General features: G+C 58.7%; 14 protein-coding genes and 1 tRNA gene. 12 read left to right on the top strand and 3 right to left on the bottom strand.

Going from position 1 to position 17,169, the window contains the following annotated elements:
* Window positions 1–179: 179 nt before the first annotated feature.
* The gene (queA, locus tag E1958_RS12735) at window positions 180–1,208 is read right to left on the bottom strand and encodes a tRNA preQ1(34) S-adenosylmethionine ribosyltransferase-isomerase QueA (RefSeq protein ID WP_133512207.1); all 1,029 of its coding nucleotides are present in this window, start codon (window positions 1,206–1,208) and stop codon (window positions 180–182) included.
* A 68-nt stretch (window positions 1,209–1,276) separates the two neighbouring features.
* Here queA and E1958_RS12730 point away from each other — a divergent pair, with 68 nt between their 5' ends.
* Window positions 1,277–1,516: a hypothetical protein gene (locus E1958_RS12730; RefSeq protein WP_133512206.1), complete on the top strand. Its 240-nt coding sequence runs from the start codon at window positions 1,277–1,279 to the stop codon at window positions 1,514–1,516.
* A gap of 315 nt (window positions 1,517–1,831) precedes the next feature.
* A tRNA-Leu gene (locus E1958_RS12725) sits at window positions 1,832–1,918 on the top strand.
* Between the two features lie 184 nt (window positions 1,919–2,102).
* On the opposite strand, the gene E1958_RS12720 is transcribed toward E1958_RS12725, so the two are convergent.
* Entirely contained in the window at window positions 2,103–2,477 is a 375-nt protein-coding gene (locus tag E1958_RS12720) for a hypothetical protein (protein WP_133512205.1), read from the bottom strand.
* Window positions 2,478–2,688: 211 nt separating this feature from the next.
* Between E1958_RS12720 and tldD the strand changes: the two genes are divergently transcribed.
* Together tldD and E1958_RS12710 are read left to right on the top strand one after the other, a co-directional pair.
* Complete coding sequence (gene tldD, locus E1958_RS12715) at window positions 2,689–4,131, top strand: metalloprotease TldD (protein ID WP_133512204.1); 1,443 nt, start codon at window positions 2,689–2,691, stop codon at window positions 4,129–4,131.
* Between the two features lie 227 nt (window positions 4,132–4,358).
* Window positions 4,359–5,024, top strand: a complete 666-nt coding sequence (locus E1958_RS12710) for a nitroreductase (protein ID WP_133512203.1) — start codon at window positions 4,359–4,361, stop codon at window positions 5,022–5,024.
* A gap of 614 nt (window positions 5,025–5,638) precedes the next feature.
* On the opposite strand, the gene E1958_RS12705 is transcribed toward E1958_RS12710, so the two are convergent.
* Window positions 5,639–7,093 (bottom strand): tannase/feruloyl esterase family alpha/beta hydrolase, encoded by a 1,455-nt coding sequence (locus tag E1958_RS12705; protein WP_207787807.1) that lies wholly within the window; start codon window positions 7,091–7,093, stop codon window positions 5,639–5,641.
* A 1,609-nt stretch (window positions 7,094–8,702) separates the two neighbouring features.
* Between E1958_RS12705 and E1958_RS12700 the strand changes: the two genes are divergently transcribed.
* From E1958_RS12700 to E1958_RS12665, 8 genes are all read left to right on the top strand, one after another.
* Complete coding sequence (locus E1958_RS12700; protein ID WP_133512202.1) at window positions 8,703–10,859, top strand: methylmalonyl-CoA mutase family protein; 2,157 nt, start codon at window positions 8,703–8,705, stop codon at window positions 10,857–10,859.
* A gap of 2 nt (window positions 10,860–10,861) precedes the next feature.
* Entirely contained in the window at window positions 10,862–13,054 is a 2,193-nt protein-coding gene (scpA, locus tag E1958_RS12695; protein WP_207787759.1) for a methylmalonyl-CoA mutase, read from the top strand.
* Between the two features lie 508 nt (window positions 13,055–13,562).
* Complete coding sequence (locus tag E1958_RS12690; protein WP_133512201.1) at window positions 13,563–14,651, top strand: transposase; 1,089 nt, start codon at window positions 13,563–13,565, stop codon at window positions 14,649–14,651.
* A gap of 400 nt (window positions 14,652–15,051) precedes the next feature.
* On the top strand, window positions 15,052–15,390 hold the full coding sequence (locus E1958_RS12685) for a DUF4258 domain-containing protein (protein ID WP_133512200.1): 339 nt from the start codon (window positions 15,052–15,054) through the stop codon (window positions 15,388–15,390).
* Window positions 15,390–15,614 carry a YgiT-type zinc finger protein gene (locus E1958_RS22040; protein ID WP_133512199.1) on the top strand — a complete coding sequence of 75 codons (225 nt, stop codon included), beginning with the start codon at window positions 15,390–15,392 and terminating at the stop codon, window positions 15,612–15,614. Before E1958_RS12685 ends, E1958_RS22040 begins: the two co-directional genes overlap by 1 nt.
* Before the next feature lie 187 nt (window positions 15,615–15,801).
* On the top strand, window positions 15,802–16,044 hold the full coding sequence (locus tag E1958_RS12675) for a DUF4160 domain-containing protein (RefSeq protein WP_133512198.1): 243 nt from the start codon (window positions 15,802–15,804) through the stop codon (window positions 16,042–16,044).
* A 2-nt stretch (window positions 16,045–16,046) separates the two neighbouring features.
* Window positions 16,047–16,283: a DUF2442 domain-containing protein gene (locus tag E1958_RS12670; protein WP_133512197.1), complete on the top strand. Its 237-nt coding sequence runs from the start codon at window positions 16,047–16,049 to the stop codon at window positions 16,281–16,283.
* A gap of 187 nt (window positions 16,284–16,470) precedes the next feature.
* Window positions 16,471–17,040 (top strand): Uma2 family endonuclease, encoded by a 570-nt coding sequence (locus E1958_RS12665; RefSeq protein ID WP_133512196.1) that lies wholly within the window; start codon window positions 16,471–16,473, stop codon window positions 17,038–17,040.
* Window positions 17,041–17,169: the final 129 nt, after the last annotated feature.

Raw genomic sequence — 17,169 nt, 5'->3', positions numbered from 1 at the left:
AATATACGGTTTTCCGCAGAGCACACATCTCGATGGTATCATTGTTCATCTTCCGTTGCGATTACCCCGAGGACGGGCATGACCGGCCTGGGAACATCATGCCCGACAGACTTTGCATACCCATTATAAGGAACCACCGCTCGATGAGGATAACAAGGGAGGGTCCCGGTACGCTCGGATCAGGAGCCACGCCGGGTCAGAAACATGGCATCGCCGTAGCTGAAAAAACGGTAGTTCTGCCGGACCGCGTGACGGTAGGCGGCCATTACCTGCTCGAACCCGCCGCAGGCGGACACCAGCATCAGCAGGGTCGATTCCGGCAGGTGGAAGTTGGTGATCATGGCATCGACCACCCGGAAGCGATAACCCGGACGGATAAAGAGTCGGGTATCGCCCCGATAGGGCCGCAGGTCCCCGTCCCGAGCGGCGCTCTCCAGACCACGCACGCTGGTGGTGCCGACGGCGATGACGCGCCCACCGGCCTCCCGCGTGGCCGTCACGGCGGCGCAGACCGCCTGCTCCACCTCCAGCCGTTCGCAGTGCATGACATGTTCCTCGAGCCGTTCCACCCGCACCGGCTGGAAGGTCCCCGCCCCCACATGCAGCGTGAGATGGGCGATCCGTACGCCCCGCTCCGCCAGGCGCGCCAGCATGGGGGCGTCGAAATGCAGCCCGGCGGTGGGCGCGGCGACCGCCCCTTCACGTCGGCCATAGACGGTCTGATAGCGCTCCAGGTCCGACGCCTCGTCGGGACGCCGGATGTAGGGCGGCAGGGGCACATGACCGTGGCGCGCCATCAGATCCTCGAACCCGGCGTCCGGGGAATGCAGACGCAACAGATCACTGTCCCGACCTGCTACCTCGAGCCGCTCACCGCCTGCGAGCAGGATCAGGGTCCCGGCCTTGAGGGTTTTGCTTGCCCGCACCTGGGCTAAAGCCATTCGATCACTCAGGAGCCGCTCGAGCAGGATCTCGACCCGACCCCCGGAATGCTTGCGGCCGAAGAGCCGCGCCCGCATCACGCGGGTATCGTTGAAGACCAAGAGATCATCCGGGTTCACCAACCGCGGCAGATCGGCGAAGGCCAGATCCCGTACTGCCCCGCTCGGGCCGTCCAGATACAGCAGCCGGCTCGCGCCCCGCTCCGGCAGGGGGCGTTGGGCAATGAGCGATTCAGGGAGATCGAAGTGGAAATCGGAACGCCGCATGGCGTGATACACTCGTCATATATAACGTAGCTACTTCATAGACTATGCTCGAAACCAAATCGAAACCGATGGAAATACTGGAAGATATCACCCTTGCCGATCTGCCTGGAAAACTGCGGCAACTCAAGACTCCCGTGACGGCCCACGTGCGCGTGTTCGTCCAGGAAATCGAGGAGTATCCCAGGAAAACCCGCCCGAGATTCGCCAAAACGCCGGGGCATGGCCTGTGGAAAGATCGGGAGGACCTAGACGACCCCACGGCATTTATCAATGCACGCCGCCTAACCCGCTGTCCGGATGTTTTTTGATACTGATGTCTTGATTTGGGCACTTCGCGGGCATCTAAAAGCCGAAGAGACCATCGTTCTGCCCTTTTCGCCGTAACTACCCCACTTTCTCCGGTCCAAAACAGCTTACAGCTGTGCTGTTGTGCGTTTTCCCCTCTATGTCCCTCCGCTGATATGCGCTTCCCCCGGAGATAAACACGCGTTCGATCTTGCCCCGCCGACCGGAGCGGCTATACTGTGACGCCTCGCCCACAGGCAGCCCCAGCGAGCCCGGATACCCGGGCGGTTCCAAGACTGGGAAGGCCAGGGTTCCTGGTGCGATCCCGCCAGTTCCCTGCCGGGGTGGCGAAATTGGTATACGCAGTAGACTCAAAATCTACCGGTGGCAACACCATGTCGGTTCGAGTCCGACCCTCGGCACCAATCTTTCGTTGATTGCGCGTTCCTATGCTCAAGTCAAGTTGGGGTAACAATCCCAATTTGCGGGTTTGAAATGAACCGCAGAGAACACGGAAGACACAAAGATTCCTCACTTGAGACTTCTCCGGTGGTGTTCTAATTTTGGGTAGTGGTTAAGGTTTAGGCTCTTTATGGATTCCAGACAGTTCTATCCTCCCTCCCCGGCACGACCGTCGCGTATGGTGAGCACCTGTCTGCGTGCAGGGACGCACCGGCAGGCGGCGAACCGGAGCGGTCCGGCGGAAACTTTGGAGTGCGGCGGCGACCTTATCCCGGCATTGGTAGAAACCCATAGTACCTGGTGTAACCGGGGATGCCGGCAGGTACAGTGCAAACCCGCCGCCGCTTTGGATTTAGCGACGTATCCAGCAAGGTGTTGCAGCCAGGGGAAAGCGCCGTCGCTGCGGCGCGCGTGGACCCCGCTGCCCAGGTTCTCGGCAAGCGCCGCTGGTATCTCCCGTCGCTGAGGTTCGATGCGGTCGCGCCGCTTTGCCGGCGCACTCCAAAGCAGTCCGGAATCCATAAAGAGCCTAAAAATTTACCACTACCACTGAATCTACCGGATCGTTTTTCCCATGCTCAACCCGAACCTCGGCGGTTCCGCTTGTTGCCGCCGATGAACGCGAATCAACGCAGATCGGTCGCAATCGGCTCTCGTCATCATCGACGGTTCTTGATTCATTTGCGTTGATTTGCGTGCATTTGCGGATAACTCTTCCGTCCGGACCCAAATTATGAACGACCCCACCCAGATCGCCTGCGACAGCATTCTGGCACTCGCCGGACTGGAGCACCGGGACCTCGACCGTTTGCTCGGAGCGCTCAAGGGCCCGGGCATTGATGCCGCCGATCTCTACTTCCAGTCCAGCCGGTTCCAGTCCTGGGTCCTGGAGGACGGTATCATCAAGGAGGGCAGCTTCAATATCGAGCAGGGAGCGGGGGTGCGCGCCGTAAGCGGCGAAAAGACCGGCTTCGCCTACTCCGATGAGCTCCGGCTCCCGGCCTTGCAGCAGGCTACACAGGCAGCCCGGGCCATCGTCCGGGGCGGTGGCGAGGGGCGGGTCCGCGTAGCCGGCGTGGCGGTTGGACACCGGCTGTACGAGCCTTTGAATCCGGTGGCCAGCCTGCCGGACGACGAGAAAATCGCCTTACTGCACCGCGTGGATCAGGTAGCACGGCGCCTGGACCCGCGGGTCAAGCAGGTGAACACGGGCCTGGTGGCGGTCCAGGATGTGGTCCTGGTAGCCACGGATGACGGCACCCTAGTGGCCGACGTCCGGCCCCTGGTGCGCCTCAATGTCTCCGTAATCGCCGAGGAGGGCGGTCGGCGCGAGCAGGGGTCGTGTGGCGGCGGTGCGCGTCAGGGCCTGGACTACTTTCTCGCCGCGGACCGCTGCGAGGAGTACGCCCGGGATGCGGCCCGGATGGCCCTGACTAACCTTTCGGCCATCGCCGCCCCTGCCGGTTCTATGACCCTGGTGCTCGGTCCCGGCTGGCCCGGCGTGTTGCTGCATGAGGCGGTGGGTCACGGCCTGGAGGGCGACTTCAACCGCAAAGGCACGTCCGCCTTCGCAGGCCGCCTGGGCGAACGGGTTGCCGCGTCCGGCGTAACCGTGGTGGACGACGGCACCCTGCCGGGTCGCCGGGGTTCGTTGAACCTGGATGACGAGGGCACGCCAACGGAAAATACCGTTCTGATCGAAGACGGTATCCTACGCGGCTATATGCAGGACAAGCTCAACGCCCGGCTAATGGGTATGGCCCTGACCGGCAACGGCCGGCGCGAGTCCTATGCCCACCTGCCCCTACCGCGGATGACCAACACCTACATGCTCCCCGGCGATAAGGACCCGCAGGAGATCATCGCCGCGGTGGACCAGGGTCTCTACGCCGCCAACTTCGGGGGTGGCCAGGTGGACATCACCTCCGGCAAGTTCGTCTTCTCTGCCAGCGAGGCCTATCTGATCGAGAACGGCAAGCTCGGAGCCCCGGTCAAGGGTGCCTCTCTGATCGGGAATGGCCCCGATGTGCTGACCCGGGTGACCATGGTAGGCAATGACCTGGAGCTGGACCAGGGGACCGGCACCTGCGGCAAGGAAGGCCAGAACGTACCCGTCGGGGTGGGCCAACCGACCCTGCGTATCGATGGCCTGACGGTCGGTGGAACGAGTGCTTGAGCAACCCTCATTAACCGCGGAGACGCGGAGAATGCAGAGAACAAACAACCGCAAACCCTGCGTCTCTGGAGTTCAAATTTAAAAGTCTTTAGAAAAAGGGGTGGTGTTTCAACTTTGTTGTTTCTGGTGTAAGGGCACCGTGAAAGATCCCAGGGCGGAAACTTTTCAAAGTTCCCTCTACTCGGTAACAACAAAATTAGAACACTACCCTTAAGGCGAATCGCAAGATGAAGCTAGCGGACGCACTGCGTAGCAGGCACTCCTGCCGGGCCTTTCTGGCCCGCGAGGTCGAGAGCGACAAGATCGAACGCATCCTGCGGCTGGCCGCCCAGGCCCCTTCCGGGGGCAATCTCCAGCCCTGGCAGGTCACCGTCGTCAGCGGCCGCACCAAGCAGGCGATCGCGGAAGCGCTGGAGGCCCGATTCCGTGCCGGCATTCGGGGCGAGCCCGACTATCGGTATTATCCGGAGTATTGGACCGAACCCTACACCTCCAGGCGCCTCGCCTGCGGCATGCAGCTCTACTCCGCGCTGGGGATCGAACGCGAAGACAAGGACCGTCGGCGCGAGCAATGGATCGAGAATTACTGCTCCTTCGGCGCGCCGATCGTGCTCTATCTTCATATGGAATCCCACCTGGCGACCGGCGCCTATGTGGATCTCGGCATCTTCCTGCAATCCCTGATGCTTGCCGCCCTCGAGGAGGGACTGGCAACCTGTCCCCAGCAGGCCCTGGCCGAGTACCCCCAAATCGTCAAGCGCAGGCTCGGCATCGGGGATGACTGCATCCTCTTATGCGGAATTGCCCTGGGGTATGAGGATACGAGTGCGCCTATCAACCAGTATCGTACGCCGCGGGCCGAGCTTGCGGAGTTCGTCCGCTATTTCTCCTAGGGGAGATGCCGATCATCGGCCATCCCGCCTAGGGGAGATGCCGATCATCGGCCATCCCGGCTTGAACCAGCGCGGCACCGGAAGTTTGGCGATCTTCGCTCCTCGGGTGGTAGTGGTAAATTTTTAAGGCTCTTTATGGATTCCGGACCGCCAACGATCATGGAAGGGTACCACCAGACGTTTTGGAGTGCGGCGGCAATCTTACCCCGATGCTTACCGGAACCTACGGCCTTGGGCATAAGCGGGGGGTCGGCCAAGTGGCACAGACCCGCCGCCGCTTTGGATTGGGCCGCGCATCCGTCCCCAGCACAGGTGTTGCGGCCAAGGGAAAGCGCCGTCGCCGCGGCACGGGTGAACCTAAGTACCCGAATTCCCGGCCAACGCCGCTGGTATCCCCCGTGGCTGAGGTTCGATGCAGCCGCGCCGCTTTGCCGGCGCACTCCAAAGCAGTCCGGAATCTATAAAGAGCCATTTTTAAATGGTTAGTGTAGAGCGGTTCATTATGCCCCGTTGCTTGATTTGATCCCCTCTCCCCGACCCTCTCCCGGAGGGAGAGGGAGTGCAGCTTGTGGCGTGCCCAACACACTGCTAGTGGCGATGTTTCCATTTAAACCTTAACCACTACCCAAGATGGTTTGAGGCGCTATCCCCTTCTCGACCCAGTCTTCAAGCGCCTCCAAGACATTCAGGTTGTCCTGACTGACACCATTGGCAGCGGGTAGCAGACCACAATGGTCCATACCGGGGATCATAAAGAGCCGCACGTTTTTCTTCAGCGCCGCTTCGCCCCCCATATTCGAGGCCAGTCTTTCATACCAGTCGACCGTTTTGTAAGGGGTAACAATCGCATCCGCCCAACCATGCCACACGATCATCTTACCGCCGGTTGCTATGAACGCCGTCAAATCCGGCTGGTCTGAATTGTAGACTTCGGCCATGGCTTCCAGACGTTTCGGGTCGGTTTCAAAATCGAAATCCAACGGGGAGTAGCTTGCCCCCGGATCATCTTCAAATGCCATATAGGCCCCGAAATCCTTAGCAAAAAGCGGTACCAGCTTGCCGCCGCCTTGCGGCTTACCAGTCAACCACAACCACCAGAATCTTTCCGAACCTTCCGGTATGCCACCTGGATAGAGTTGCTCACCGGCCTTATTCCGTGGGCCTTGGCGCCATTTTTTGATCACATCCAGCTCGGCGTCAGTCAAACAGGTCGCGTCCTCTTGACCGGCCTCACATCTCAGCACGGACAGATCGACAGAGCACCTACGCGGGTCCGCAATGATGCTGTCCTCGGTCCCGTCTTCGGCATCACACTGGCGCATGACTTCATCGCCGATCAACCCGTCCTTGCCCGGTTTCAGAATGGCCTTGCCGTCCTTATCCGTATTCGCTTGTGTGAGCCATGCCATTTTGACGGCAACCAGCCCGGTAGAGTCCATCGCCGGTGCCCCGGAGATGATACCGCTGAACATGTCCGGGTATTTCAAGGCCGCCATATGGGCCAAGCGACCGCCGTTAGAGCAACCTTGAAAATAGCTCTGTTCCGCTTTCTCGTCATAGAAGGCCTCCAGCAACGACATGGCGACACGGTTAGTCTCACCGATGGCACGCCACCCCCAATCTCTTTCTGCCGGAGGGTTGTTATGGGCCCAGGTCGCATCCGTGACACCAAGGCCATGGTGACCGCTGTCGGAGGTCGCCGTAGCATAACCCCTTTCCAATCCCGGCCCCATCGCATTGACGAACCATTTTTTCTTATCCGGACGCTCCAAGACACCGCAGAAACCACCGCAGCCGACTTGATAGAATTTGCCGTTCCACTCGTCAAGCGGCAGCCGAACTCCGATGGAGATCGACGGTAAAGCAATGGCACGTACCTCACAATATTCCGTCAGATTCTCTGAAGTCATGACACGGGCCGAGGTCACATAGGCCCCGTCCATGACATGATTGCGCAAGGCCCGACAATCCTGTGGATCTTGGGCCCATGCCGTCCCCCCTGTCCCACTGGTTAGACCCAGCGCCAGCGTTGCGCCGAAAAAACGGAGTTTCATAGCGTTGCGTTTCATACCGAGGATACTCCTCCGCTAGTTCTGATGATCAGACCCAAGCCACCGTCGCCTAAGAGGCTGTCTAAAAATTAAGATACTGATTTTAGAACATAAAATCTGAAATTTCGCGCTCGTTCCCACGCTCCAGCGTGGGAACGCCGTCTTGTCCGCTCCAGCGGACTCAGCTCCTCTGTGCTGATAGGCGTTGGCTGTTAGCCTATCGAGGCGCCTAATCAACGCTGGAGCGTTAGATCCCTCCTCCGTCGGGACCAGGTCTGCTCCCACGCTGGAGCGTGGGGAGCCAGCCGAAAATCAATGCCAGTAGAAAATCAATGTGTTAGTTTTTAGACAGCCTCTAAGTAGCGCTGCCGCATATTCTACCGGGGATCGCGGTTCTGGTGAGATATGCGGCCTGGAGTGGGAGCCGTTGAACACCTACACCTCGACCTGCCCGTACTTGAGCATTTCGGCCGGGTAACCGCAGATGAACAATCGCCTGCGGCCACCCAGCCATTTTTCAAGGTACTCTAATATATACCCGTCACACGTGAATATTTCGCCGCGATGCACGCCGCTCGCACCCGATAGCCGCGTTGCGACTCGTCGCAATAGGGCCTGGCTATTCCTCCTCGTCGCGCCTTGCTCTCGGGCACGATCAGCACACCTCACTTACCAAAATATTCACGTGCGACGGGTATATAATTGCGTCCTATTTTACATTCCCAAGGGTCGGTAAAATACGGAAACCCGATGCGCCCATCAGCACTCTCCCTAAAAAACAGACTGAAACCACATACTAATAGAGATACGGTTGCAATTCTGGCCTATTTCAATTTTTCACGGAAAAAGGCCAGGGAAATAGCCCTCCAAGAGACATTGAGACACTTAGATCAGCAGGTAGATATCATACTGGTGTGTTATGGTTTACCGACGGATGGTCTGTTGCCTACGGATAATATTCACGTCATTACTATTCAATCGGCCGCTATTGTTTGGCAAAAAGAAAGATTCTATATAGACACTGCATCATTATCGGGGCGATGAAATGCGGGACCACTTCGTTATTTCACTCTCTATCCAAGCACCGCTCGTTGATTCATGCATCACGGGTGAAAGACACCAAATTGTTTCTCGTTCCCACGCGCCGCGTGGGAACGAGAGAAAAGCCCCCCTCCGTGGGCTGTTGCGGTGCGGAAACGGAATAGCGCGATTTCCCGTTTCCTTCATTTCCAATCAGTTGCAGTGGTCGAAAATGGTACTCCATCCCTAAACCGTGTCGGGCGTCACCTTTTACGACACCCTCGAATGACGAGAGGTGGGGTCTGAACCATTACAGGTTGATCGCCTAATGCCCCGGTCACGGAAATATACCCCTCGCCCAGGCGGCGGGTATAGAAAAATTCCATGGATTTTTTTATGCTTAAATCTCTTCCGCACACCCAAGATCTGACCTGTTGTCCTGGTTCCGGCGCACCCGACGCACTCCCTGGCACCCAACAGGTGGTTCTTTCTTGACATGACAAAGATGATAAAAACAGGATGCTAGGCTCGATTGCCTGAGAGTTTTCGTGAACATCGAGCGCACCGCGCCAGCGAGAACAACCCGTAACCACCAGAGGTTAAGAAAATGTCGAACCAACCCATCGATCGGCAAGCAGGGGAGGATTCAGCCGTCCCCCGCTTCACTGAATTTCCAACCACCGGCTACGACGAGTGGCGCGCAGCCGCGGAGGCAGCCCTCAAGGGCGGTTCCTTCGAGAAAAGGCTCATCACCAAAACCCACGAGGGCATCGCGCTGCAGCCCATGTATCGGGCGGAGGATGTGGACGGGCTGCCCCACATGGGTTCGCTGCCGGGCTTCGCCCCCTTTGTGCGCGGCACCCAGGTATTGGGCTACAAGCACGCGCCTTGGGAGGTCAGCCAAGAGCTGGCGAACGCTACCCCGGAATCCTTCAATCAGGCGCTGCGGGCCGATCTCGAGCGGGGACAGACGGCGGTCAATATGCGGTTGGACCTCGCCACCCTGCTAGGAGAAGACGCGGACACCACGGAGTCGGGCCGGGTCGGCAAGGGTGGCTTGTCCATTTCCTGCCTGGGTGATGTGACCGCGGCGCTCACCGGGGTCGATCTGGAGCAGACGCCGATCTTCATCCAAACCGGCGCCTCGGGGCTGCCGCTCCTCGCCATGGTGCTGGCCATGCTCGGGAAGCAGTCGCGCTCCGCAGCCAAGCTGCGGGGCTGTATCGGCGACGATCCCTTGGGAGCGCTGGCGGGTTCAGGCCGGCTGCCGCGTTCTCTGAACGGGGCCTATGAGGACCTGGCGCAGCTCACGCGTTGGGCCGCCGCCAATGCGCCGGGGCTGCGGACGGTTCTGGTCCGCGGCCATCCCTACCATGACGGCGGCGGCAACGCGGTGCAGGAGCTCGCCTTCGCCCTCGCCACCGGAGTCGAATACCTGCGCGAGCTCCAGGCGCGCGGAGTGACCATCGACCAGGCCGCGCCGCGCGTGCTCTTTGCCTTCTCCCTGGGCTCGAACCTCTTTATGGAGATCGCCAAGCTCCGGGCCGCCCGCATGCTGTGGGCCAAGATCGTAGCGGCCTTCGGCGGCGGTGAAGAGGCCCGGAAGATCCACGTGCATGCCCGCACTTCGGGTTGGAACAAGACCCTCTACGATTCCGACGTCAACATGCTGCGCGCCACCACCGAGGCCTTTTCCGGAGTCCTGGGGGGCTGCGATAGCCTGCACATCGGCCCTAAGGACGAGATCGCACGTGTACCCAGCGACTTCAGCCGCCGGGTCGCCCGCAATGCCCATACCGTGCTGCGCGAGGAAGCGGGGCTGACCCGGGCCGTGGATCCGGCGGGGGGCTCCTGGTATGTGGAAAACCTCACCGATACCCTTGCCCGTAAGAGCTGGGACCTGTTCCGCGAAGTGGAGAAGCAGGGCGGCATGGCCAAGGCATTGAGCGCAGGCTTTCCCCAGCAACAGGTAACAGCGGTCTCCGACCAGCGGGCCAAGGCCTACGCCCAACGCCGGGACATCTTCGTGGGCACCAACATGTACCCCAACCCGACCGACGAGCCCCTGACGCCGGAGCCCATCGACCATGTCGCACTCCAGCAAGAGCGCACCAGGGCGCTGAAGGCATCTCGACAATCAACAGACGCCGACGCACGCCGGGACGCCTTGGAAAAGCTGGCGCAGGCAACCCCGGATCGGCGTGTCACCACCGCTGTGGCGGCGGCCGCCGCTGGTGCCACCCTGAACGATCTATGGAAGGCACTGACCACCGGCGAACAATCGGATCCGGTCATAACGCCGGTTGCGATCAAGCGGGGGGCGGAGCCCTTCGAGGATCTGCGGCGACGTTCCGAAGTCTTTGCCGAACGCACCGGGGGGCTGCCCAAGGTGTTCCTCGCCAACCTGGGACCCACTCCTCAACACAAGGCCAGAGCGGACTTCAGCCGCGGTTTCCTGGAGGTAGGCGCCTTTGAGGTCATCGGCAACGAAGGGTTCGGGACCACCGACCAGGCCATCCAGGCGGCCATCGCCTCCGGGGCCGGGGCGGTCGTCATCTGCTCCACGGACAAGACTTATCCCAAGCTGGTGCCGCCCCTGGCCAAGGGCATTAAGGCGACCAAGCCGGACACCCTGGTGCTGGTAGCGGGCTATCCCGCCGACCATGTCGAGGCCTTCAAGGCGGCCGGGGTGGATGACTTCATCCACATCCGAGCCAACTGCTACGAGTTACTGGACAAATTACAGAACCAAATGGGGGTCTAACCATGAGCAAGACACCAGACTTTACCTCCATGGACTATGGCATGGACCATGGCCTGGATTTTCCCAAGCCCAGCTTCGAGGAGTGGAAGGCCGCGGTGGAACAGGCCACCGGAGAAACCCTGGAACACCTGATCGCTCACACCATGGAGCAGATCGACGTCAAACCCCTGTATACCGACGCCGATCTCAAGGGCCTGGGGCACCTGGGCTATGCCGCCGGCATCCCGCCCTACCTGCGGGGGCCCTATCCCACCATGTATGTGACCCGGCCCTGGACCGTGCGCCAGTACGCCGGTTTTTCTACGGCAGAAGAGAGCAACGCCTTTTATCGCCGCAACCTGGCCGCCGGGCAAAAGGGGCTCTCCATCGCCTTCGATCTTGCCACCCACCGCGGCTATGACTCCGACCATGCCCGCGTGACTGGCGACGTAGGCAAGGCCGGGGTCGCCATCGACTCCATCTTGGACATGAAGGTCCTGTTCGACGGCATCCCCCTGGACCAGATGTCGGTCTCCATGACCATGAACGGCGCCGTCCTGCCCTGCATGGCCTTCTACATCGTGGCCGGCGAAGAGCAGGGGGTCGAACACAAGCAGCTCACCGGGACCATCCAGAACGACATCCTCAAGGAGTTCATGGTCCGCAACACCTATATCTACCCGCCCACGCCCTCTATCCGCATCATCGGCGACATCTTCGCCTACACCGCCCAGGAGATGCCCCGCTTCAACAGCATCAGCATCTCCGGCTATCACATGCAGGAGGCGGGCGCTACCGCCGACATCGAGCTCGGCTACACCCTGGCGGACGGCCTGGAATACCTGAGAACAGGCGTCAACGCCGGCATGCCCATCGACACCTTCGCCCCGCGCCTCTCCTTCTTCTGGGCCATCGGCATGAACTACTTCATGGAAGTCGCCAAGATGCGCGCCGGGCGCCTGCTGTGGTCCAAGATCGTCAAGCAATTCGGACCCAAGAACGACAAATCCATGGCCCTGCGCACCCACTCCCAGACCTCCGGCTGGAGCCTCACCGAGCAGGACCCCTACAACAACGTCGCCCGTACCTGCATCGAGGCCATGGCCGCCGCCCTGGGTCACACCCAATCCCTGCACACCAACGCCCTGGACGAGGCCATCGCCCTGCCCACCGATTTCTCGGCCCGGATCGCGCGCAACACCCAGCTCTATCTGCAAGACGAGATCGGCATCTGCAAGGTGGTCGATCCCTGGGCCGGCTCCTACTATGTGGAGGCCCTGACGGACCAGCTGATCAAAAAGGCCTGGGCCCATATCCAAGAGATCGAGGACCTGGGCGGCATGACCAAGGCCATCGACACCGGTCTGCCCAAGATGCGCATCGAAGAAGCCGCCGCCCGCCGCCAGGCCCAGATCGACTCGGGCAAGGAAACCATTGTGGGCCTCAACAAATACCGCCTGGAACAAGAAGACCCGCTGGAGATCCTGGATATCGACAACTCGGCGGTACGCGATTCCCAGATCCAACGGCTCAAGAAGCTGCGCGGAGAGCGTGACGAGGCCAAGATCCGGGCTGCCCTGAACGCCCTGACCCACAGCGCCGAGACGGGCAAAGGGAACCTGCTGGAACTCTCCGTGGAAGCGGCCAGATGCCGCGCCAGCCTGGGCGAGATCTCGGATGCCATGGAAAAGGTCTTCGGCCGCCACAAGGCAGTGATCCGCTCCATCAGCGGCGTCTACGGCAGCGAGTTCGGCGAGAAGGAAGAAGTCGCCACCGTCCGCGAGATGGCCGATACCTTCGAGCAGAAAGAAGGCCGCCGGCCCCGCATCCTGGTCGCCAAGATGGGCCAGGACGGCCACGACCGCGGCGCCAAGGTCATCGCCACCGCCTTCGCCGACCTCGGCTTCGACGTCGACATCGGGGCCCTGTTCCAGACCCCGGAAGAAGTCGCCCGCCAGGCGGTAGAAAACGATGTCCACGTCGTCGGCATGAGCTCCCTGGCGGCGGGCCATAAGACCCTGCTGCCCCAGTTGGTGAAGGCGCTCAAGGAGATGGACCGGGAAGACATCATGGTCGTCATCGGCGGCGTCATCCCCGCCCAGGACTACCAGTACCTCTACGACAGCGGCGCCTCCGCCATCTTCGGTCCGGGGACCGTGGTGCCCATCGCCGCGCAGAAGGTGCTTACCGAGCTCGACCTGCGGCTTGCTGCCTGATATGCTGTGAAAAAAGGAAAATCGCGCCTGTAGGCGCGATTCGATTTTTGAACCGCAAAGGACGCAAAGGGTAGGATGGGTTGCGGCCATTGATGACTGGTCCCAATGGGGCCACGGAATAGGCCGTAGGTTGGGCAAAGCCGCCAGGCTTCGTCCCGACGCAGGGATGCGGAGGGAGCTTGGCGGCGTGCCCAACATTTCCCTGTATACTTTATCCGCAGATTACACAGATTTTCACAGATTACTTTTTCGTTCTTCATCTGTGGGAATCTGCATAATTTGCTGAGAGAAAATCCACCCTAAGGTTATCTAGACCCATGCAAAAATAAACGAGGAATACAAATGGATAAACGACTTGAAAAAGCTCTTGAATCTCTTTCCGTAACATGCAATAAATCTGCATTGCATGTCAGTGATGAATAAACAATAAAAGGACACCCATTTTGTTTGAAATTCTTTCCACTCCGAGCTAAGCTCCTTCCGACCCCAAAACCACAGAGAACCAACCATGACCGCTCCCCGCTCAGCTCTCGTTTCCCTTGAAGATACCCCTTGGTATCACTGTGTGTGCCGCTGCGTGCGCCGTGCCTTCCTGTGTGGGGAGGATCAACTCTCAGGTATGAATTTCGATCACCGCCGTGGCTGGATCGTCGAGCGCATGCAGCAGCTTGCTACTCTGTTCGCCATTGATGTGGCTGCCTACGCGGTGATGAGCAACCACTACCACATCGTGGTGCGTATCGACCGAGAACGGGCCTTGGGGTGGTCGATCGAGGAGGTACTAAGACGCTGGACGGGGCTTTTTACCGGGCCAGTGTTGGTAACACGTTATCTCTCAGCGTCACGAGCGGGGATGACCCAGGCGGAGATCACCAAGGTCGAGGCGCTGGCCGAGGTCTACCGAGGGCGGTTGCACGATTTGTCCTGGTTCATGCGTACCCTCAACGAGCATATCGCCCGCCGGGCCAATGCCGAGGATGGGGTAAAGGGGCGGTTTTGGGAGGGTCGCTTCAAGAGCCAGGCATTGCTCGATGAGAAGGCGTTGTTGGCAGCGATGGCCTATGTGGATCTGAATCCGGTGCGGGCAGGGCTGGCCGAGACGCCGGAGACTTCGGACTATACCTCGATTCAGGAGCGTGTCGTCGGCTTGCCGGAGGAGGTCGGGTCCGATACCGGTTCGCAGGAGACTGCAACCGTTAAAGATCCTGACACAGCACTCGACGGGGAGCGGTTACGACCGGAGGCTGAGACGCAGATCCTACCCCAAGCCCCGCTGATGCCCTTTGATGCCACTGCGCGGACTCCTTGGGCAGTGCCGTTTGCCTTCGAGGACTACCTGGAGCTGGTCGATTGGACGGGCCGCGCATTACGCGCGGATAAGTCTGGATATATCGAGGCGCGAGAGCCCAAGATCCTCGCCCGGCTGGGCATCGATGGGGAGCAGTTTATCGGCTATTCTGAACGTCTTCTCAAGGCGTTCGGAACGGCGGTCGGTGCGCCGGCATCGCTGGTGAATCTTTGCGCGCGGCGTCAGGCCAAGTACCTGCGTGGTATCCAGGTTGCGCGAGCGATGTTTGTAGCCAAACAGGCGGCGTGATAGGGTTGAAAGGGTTTGGCATAAAGGGGTCAGCCCGAGGAAATGGGGTCAGGTCTTGATCCGTCACCCTTGAAGGCACAGGTCAAGACCTGACCCCTTTCCCTGCTTTCCCTTTTTGTAAATAGAAAGATCATTTCCGACATAAAGAGACGTAAGAGGGCTTTGAAATGGAAATTATCATTGTGTTGTTAGCCGTTATGCTCGTCGGATTAATCGCGTATATTTCCTCACAGGCGATGCGCCATTGAATGTCAATGGCCTACGGCCTATGAAAAAAGGGAAAAAAACGGAGAAAAAAGGACCCCCACTTTGTTGCTGGCGGCGAACCACAAAGCCCTGCTGCCCTAGCTGGCGTTAGGGCTTACTGAAGTTGGCTTTAAGACCGCTGAAGGATTTACATATGTCCGATGTTCCCATTCATAGTTTGGAAGCGATAGTAGCTCGCTTACGACAGCAAGCAGAAGAAGAGCTGATGCGTATTACTGTCCATGCGCATCAGGAAATGGTCGAGGAACATATTTCGCTGGACGATGTAGTGAGCGTGCTGCTTCAGGCGACAGTTGTGGAGAACTATCCAGAACACAGAAGAGGTGCCTGCTGTCTTGTCTGCGGTCAAACCCGCACGGGCAGATACTTGCATGTAGTCTGTACAACGGCTCTCGATCTGGCAATAATCATAACTGTATACGAACCCAAACTTCCAAAATGGGTTGATCCTTTTACCAGAGGCCAAAGATAATGAACTGCAGCATCCAAGGATGTCCTGGGCACTACGAGCATCGTCTAATCGTACATACGGTCAAGCGTGGAGAGACAGTACTTATCTTTGAGAATGTACCTGCTGAGGTCTGCGACGTGTGTTCTGATATACTGCTAGCCCCAGATATAATCCGTCATCTTGAGAAACTTATAGAGCAACGTGCGGAGCCGATAAAGCACGCGCCAGTGTATGCCTACGCATAAGCTTTTTCGGCAGTAAGGGAGGATTGAGTCGGTCGTCCTGTTTTGCCTGCCCGCGTAGGTCGGATAAGGCCAGGGATGGCCGCCACTCGACGGAGGTGGCTATTGGCTGCTGGGAAAAGCAGGAAAAGGGGCCAAGTTCAATTTCTGAAGTATATCGATTGCAAATGATAACCATCGAATCGAAATCATGCCTGTATTAAAAGAGTTATCTAAAAAATATGGTTTCAAAATCATTATACCGATTAATGACCATGAGCCCAAACATGTGCATGTCTTCAGAGGAGATGACGATTATGCCAAGATCGAGATTGAAACGTTTAAAGTTATACGTTCTTATCTAAAGAAGAGTGAGCTTAAGCAAGCAATTGAGATCATCAAAGAGAATCAGGATTACTTAACCGACAAGTGGAATGAAATCATAGGGGAATAGTCATGTTCAAATGCAAGAACATCAAATTGGATAATCATCGTCTCCATGTAGAACTGGAAGACGGGAGGATAATATCCACACCGCTGAGTTGGTATCCGGCATTGTTATCTGCAACTGATGAACAACGGAAAAATTACAAATTGATTGGTAGAAGGACTATGGTTGAGTGGGCCGAGCTGGATTTACATCTTGATATAGAGGAAATATTTAGAGTCGAGCGAAAGGAAGAGGCTGCTTGACAAAAAGCGCGTAGATTGGGGTGAGGAACGAACCCCAACATGGTATGTTGGGTTACGGCGCGTGCAACCTCTTCGGCACATACCAACCTAGCAGCACGCGCCTAACCCAACCTATGGTTCAACCGGTGAAGATTCCACTCCATCAATGTTACCGGTAATTGAGAGCATCCGTGCCAGGTCCCTCACTATGCTTAACTCGGTGGCTCAGCTCCCACAACACCACCCGATCTCCGTCCGGGAATACTTCCGCATGGGCGAGACAGATGTCTTGGATCCCGAGGCACGCTGTGAGCTGATAGAAGGCGAGCTCTTCGATATGCCCCCCATCGGTCCCCCACACTCCAGTAAAGTCAAACGCCTCATCCGGTCCTTCTCCCGGATAATCGGTGACCAGGCCATCGTCTCGGCACAAGATCCTATTTTGCTCGGCGATTTCTCGGCCCCCCAACCGGACCTGGCGTTGCTGCGCTGGCGGGAAGACTTCTACGAGCAGGTCCACCCCGGACCGGACGACATCCTGGTGCTGGTCGAGGTAGCGGACAGCACCCTCACCTACGACCGTGACCGCAAGCTCCCCCTCTATGCCCGCTTCGCGATACCGGAGGTCTGGCTCGTCGATGTGGCAGGAAGACAACTGGATGTACACCGGGACCCGGAGAGCGGGAAGTATAAGACGAAGTTTCAGGTGCAGGATCTGTCGTGTGTCGGCATCGCCGCGCTGCCCGACATCGAGCTAAATCTGCGGTCGCTGTTCTGACCGGACGAGCGTGCCTGGTACACAGCAGGATATACCCTTTACCAAGACCGCCCTTGGATAAGCACGGGCATCCGGGAGCAACATGGGGTTCCCGAAATCTTAAACGACATCACTGTTCTGTAGATAATG

The organism is Candidatus Thiosymbion oneisti, assembly GCF_004359955.1.
Lineage (GTDB): Bacteria > Pseudomonadota > Gammaproteobacteria > Chromatiales > Chromatiaceae > Thiosymbion > Thiosymbion oneisti.
Note: the sequence above shows the minus strand (reverse complement) of the source record. Positions and strands in the feature narration are given on the sequence as shown.